A 4,860-nucleotide genomic window follows, 5' to 3' on the forward strand; every position below is an offset into this window, starting at 1 on the left:
ATGCCGCCATCACCCGCGCGCGCCAGGCCAGCCAGGCATGGCGGCAGGTGCCCGCGCCGCGCCGCGGCGAACTGGTGCGCCTGTTCGGCGATACCTTGCGCCGCCACAAACAGGACCTGGGCCGGCTGGTGTCGCTTGAAGCCGGCAAGATCCTGGCCGAAGGCGAAGGCGAAGTGCAGGAAATGATAGACATCTGCGATTTCGCGGTAGGCCTGTCGCGCCAGCTGTACGGCCTGACCATCGCGTCCGAGCGTCCCGGCCATCGCATGATGGAAACCTGGCACCCGCTGGGCGTGGTGGGCGTGATCAGCGCCTTCAACTTCCCGGTGGCCGTGTGGTCGTGGAATACGGCGCTGGCCCTGGTGTGCGGCAATGCCGTGGTGTGGAAACCTTCTGAGAAAACCCCGCTGACGGCGCTGGCCTGCCAGGCCCTGTTCGCGCGCGCGCTGCAGCAGTACGGCGACGCGCCCGCGGGCCTGCTGGAAGTACTGATCGGCGACCGCCAACTGGGCGAGGCCCTGGTCGATTCGCACCACGTGGCGCTGGTGTCGGCCACCGGGTCCACCCGCATGGGCCGCCAGGTGGGGCCGCGCGTGGCGCAGCGCTTCGGCCGGGTGCTGCTGGAACTGGGCGGCAACAACGCCATCATCGTGGCGCCCAGCGCCGACCTGGACATGGCGGCGCGCGGCATCGTGTTCGGGGCCATCGGCACCGCCGGCCAGCGTTGCACCAGCACGCGCCGCCTGATCGTGCATGAAAGCATCGCCGACGATCTGCTGGCCCGGTTGCGCACCGCGTACGCCAGCGCCCGCATCGGCAACCCGCTGGAAGCCGGCACGCTGGTGGGGCCGCTGATCGACCGCGCCGCCTTCGACGCCATGCAGCAGGCCCTGCAGGCGGCCCGCGAACAAGGCGGCCAGGTCACCGGCGGCGAACGCGTGCTGGACGACGTGTATCCCGACGCCTGGTACGCGCGCCCCGCCATCGCCGAGATGCCCGGCCAAACCGACGTGGTGTGCCACGAGACGTTCGCGCCCATTCTGTATGTGATGCGGTACGGCGAATTCGAACAAGCCCTGGCCATGCACAACGGCGTGCCCCAGGGCCTGTCGTCGGCCATTTTCACCAACGACCTGCGCGAAGCCGAGACCTTCCTGTCGGCCCCCGGCTCGGATTGCGGCATCGCCAACGTCAATATCGGCACATCCGGCGCCGAGATCGGCGGCGCATTCGGCGGCGAGAAGGAAACCGGCGGCGGCCGCGAATCCGGTTCGGACGCCTGGAAAAACTACATGCGGCGCGCCACCAACACCATCAACTATTCGCGCCAGCTGCCCCTGGCGCAGGGCATCAAGTTCGGCGAATGAACCGTCGGACGCCTTCGCGGGCAGCCCGGCTTACCGCCAGTACCGTGACGCAATGGTTTACATGCGGTTGCGCGGCCCCCAGGCGACGATGCTACAGTGCGTCGTCGCCATCTGCCCCGCTTGACCATGTTTCCGGACACCGCTTCCCTGTTTTCCCATACGCTGCGCGCCCTGGCCCTGGCCGGACTGCTGGGCGCCGCCATGCCGGCCGCGGCCGGCATCACCTATCAGTTGGAGCGGCCGGCCGCCGCCCCCGGTGAAACGGTGCGCATCCAGGCCGTGTTCTTCAATGAGGACAACGCCAGGACGAACTGGCAGCCGCCCAATGAGCTGGTGGTTCAGTGGCGCGGCGCGAATGGCGCCATCGTGCGCAGCCTGGCCAGGCTGGAAAGCCCCGCGGGCGTGCTGAATGTTCCCATCGACGGTTTCGCCCGGGTGGCCTGGAGCACGGTGGTACCGGCGCAGGCCCAGGGGCTGCAGGCGCTGTCGATCGAGGGCGAACCCACCATGATGGCGCTGGACGTGTCCGGCCGTGAAACCGGCACGCTGGCCAGCACCCCCGCCCAGGGGCCCGTGGTGGACGCCGCCACCGGAATACCAGTGCCCGCGGCCGAGGTTGCCGCGGCGGGCGCGCAACCCGATGCCGGCCCCGCCCCCACCAGCGCGGCCGAAGCCCAATGGAAAGAACAGCCCACGTCGCTGGACAGGTACCTGGGCGCCCTTTCCGCGTACCAGCCCATGTATTTCAGCGTGGGAACGCGGGGCCTGACCACGGCGCGCTTCCAGATCAGCGCCAAGTACCGGCTGTTCAATCCGCCGGGCGGGCGCAAATCCACCTTTGGCGAAAACTTCTACCTGGGCTATACGCAAACATCGCTGTGGGACCTGGAAAGCGATTCGGTGCCGTTCATCGACACAACCTTCAACCCCAGCCTGTTCTGGTTGAACAACGACCTCTGGACATCGGAAGACCAGAACTGGCGCCTGGGCCTGAACACCGGTGTCGAGCACATGTCCAACGGCAAGGACGGCGAAGATTCGCGTTCGCTGAATGACGCCTACATCCAGCCGGCCATCAATTATCGTTTCGACGGCGGCAGCACGCTTACCTTCGCCCCCAAGCTCAAGGCCTACATGGGCGTGGCCAGCGAAAACGCCGACTACTCCGACTACGCCGGCCACATCGACTGGAATCTGCGCTGGGCCCAGGACAATGGCGCGGTGGTATCGGCCATGTACCGCCAGGGCGACAGCAAGCGGCGCACCACGCAACTGGACTTCGCCTGGCCGCTGCGCCGCACGTTCCTGCACATGAACGGCTATTTGCATCTGCAGTACTTCAACGGCTACGGCGAAACCCTGCTGGGTTACAACCAGCGCAACGAATCGCAGTTCCGCGTCGGCTTGTCGCTGGTGCCTTAACGAACCGGGGAATTCAGCCATGTACTTCGACACGTCTACCCTGAACGGCCGCAACACCTACAAGCTGATGACCTCGACCGTCGTGCCGCGCCCTATCGCGTGGGTGGTCAGCCAGGACGCGCAGGGCCGCAATAATGCGGCGCCGTTCTCTTTCTTCGGCGCCATGTCGGGCGACCCGCCCGTGGTATGCCTGGGCGTGGGCTCGCGGCCCGATTCCCCCAAGGACACGGGCGCGAACCTGCAGGTGGGCGCGGGCTTCGTCATCAATATGGTGTCGTCGGCGCAGCTGCAGCACATGAATGTCACGGCAATCGACTTCGCGCCCGGCACCGATGAACTCGAGGCCGCGGGCATCGCGACCGCGCCGTCGCACAAGGTGGCCCCGCCCCGCATCGCCGACAGCCCCGTGGCCATGGAATGCCAGGTCAGCCAGGTGCTGGAAGTGGCGCCCGGCCGGAACATGGTGCTGGCCGACGTGCTGGCCATCCACATCCGCGACGACGCGGTGCTGGACGCCGAGCGCTGCTATATCGATACCCCGAGCCTGGATCTGGTGGGCCGCATGCATGGCGGCGGCTGGTACAGCGTCCAGGCCAACCTGACCGAAGTGCCGCGCCTGACCGAAGCGGCCTGGCGCGACCGCGAATCGCCAGGGCCCTGAAGCCCGCATGCGCCGCGCCGGTGCGCGGCAATGCGCGGTCCGGCGGGCCGCCTAGTTGCCCGCGATGCCGGCGGCTTTCACCACGCCGGCCCAGTGGGCCAGCCCCGCCTGCACGGTTTGCGCCAGTTCGGCGGGCGACTGGTAATGTGCATAAGCGCCCAGTTCATTGATCTTGGCGGCGAATTCCGGCGACTGCACCACGGTTTTCACGGCTTGCGTCAGCTTGTCGCGCACTGCGTCGGGCATGCCGGCCGGCCCGAACAGCGAGAACCAGGCTTCCAGCGTGAACTCGGGCAAGCCGGCCTCGGCCGTGGTCGGCACATCGGGCAGCATCGGATGGCGTTGCTTGCTGGTAATGGCCAGGGCCCGGATCGTTCCGGCCTTCAAGTGGCCGATGGCGCTGGGCGGCGTCGTGATGAACAACTGCACGCGGCCTGCGATCAGGTCTTTCATGGCCGGGGCGGCGCCGTTGTACGGCACATGCACAATGTTGGTACCCGTCAGCTGCTTGAACTGTTCTGCGCCCAGGTGCTGGATGGAACCCACGCCCGATGAGGCGTAGTTCAGCTTGCCGGGCTGGGCGCGGGCCTGGTCGATCAGTTGCTGCAGATTCTGCGCGGGCGCGCCCTTGGGCACCAGGATCACATGAGGCCCGCGAAATACATCGCCGATCGGCGTGAAACTGCGCACTGGATCCCAGCCCTGGTTGGTAGACAGCGCAGGGCCGCCGGTGTGGAAACCTTCGTAGGAAAACAGCAGGGTATAACCGTCCGGCTGGGCGCGCGCCACCTGGGCATAGGCAATGTTGCCGCTGCCGCCGGGCCGGTTTTCCACTACCACGGTCTGGCCCAGTATGTCTTTCAGGCTTTGCCCCAGCACGCGGCCGGCGATGTCCATGGTGCCGCCGGCGGCCACCGGTACCACCAGGGTGATGGGCCGGTCCGGGAAATCGGCGGCGTGCGCCGCCGCTCCCAGGGACAAGATGGACGATAACGCTGCGCACGCCAGGCGATTCATGGGCTGTCTCCGGTATTGGTTGTGGTGGGCAGCGGGCAGCCGCTGCCGCTTATGGCCACGCCATTATTCCGGCAGGCCGCTTTCGCACCGATAGCCGCGCCCTTGTATCAGCTATGCCGTTTTGTTCTATCTGGCCGCGGCTGGCATGGCTGCGCGGGCCGGTTCGACGTGGATGTGCAAAGGCAATTCGCTGCGGCAGATGGCCTGGACCAATACCGGCTTGATTTCCGCCAGCACGGCGCGGCCCGCCTGCGTCAGCGGCTGATTCAAGGACGTGGCCACCATCAGGCGCGTCTCGACGCGCGGCGCGAGCGGCACCGCCACCACGGTGCCGGCGCGTACTTCGGCGGCCACCGCGGGCATGGCCAGCACGGTGTGGGCCACGCCGGCCAT

The 4,860-nt window shown here is 67.4% G+C and carries 4 protein-coding genes and 1 pseudogene; 3 read left to right on the plus strand and 2 right to left on the minus strand.

All coding sequences use genetic code 11. The features are described 5' to 3' along the window. The 3 genes from LPZ50_RS21710 to LPZ50_RS21720 all read left to right on the plus strand — a co-directional run. Nucleotides 1-1,367: aldehyde dehydrogenase family protein (locus LPZ50_RS21710; RefSeq protein WP_230664855.1), on the plus strand; the 1,367-nt coding region annotated here is incomplete at its 5' end. A 126-nt stretch (nt 1,368-1,493) separates the two neighbouring features. Then, a complete protein-coding gene (locus tag LPZ50_RS21715) occupies nt 1,494-2,789 on the plus strand; it encodes a phospholipase A (protein ID WP_230664857.1) in 1,296 nt (431 codons plus the stop codon). A 19-nt stretch (nt 2,790-2,808) separates the two neighbouring features. Then, nucleotides 2,809-3,450 (plus strand): flavin reductase family protein, encoded by a 642-nt coding sequence (locus LPZ50_RS21720; protein WP_230664859.1) that lies wholly within the window; start codon nt 2,809-2,811, stop codon nt 3,448-3,450. Between the two features lie 51 nt (nt 3,451-3,501). Here LPZ50_RS21720 and LPZ50_RS21725 read toward each other — a convergent pair whose 3' ends face one another. After that, entirely contained in the window at nt 3,502-4,467 is a 966-nt protein-coding gene (locus LPZ50_RS21725) for a Bug family tripartite tricarboxylate transporter substrate binding protein (protein WP_230664861.1), read from the minus strand. 126 nt (nt 4,468-4,593) lie between these two features. Next, nucleotides 4,594-4,860 (minus strand): annotated as a pseudogene (locus LPZ50_RS21730) (hypothetical protein); the annotation flags it as partial.

Source organism: Bordetella petrii, from assembly GCF_020991325.1.
Lineage (GTDB): Bacteria > Pseudomonadota > Gammaproteobacteria > Burkholderiales > Burkholderiaceae_B > Bordetella_A > Bordetella_A petrii_E.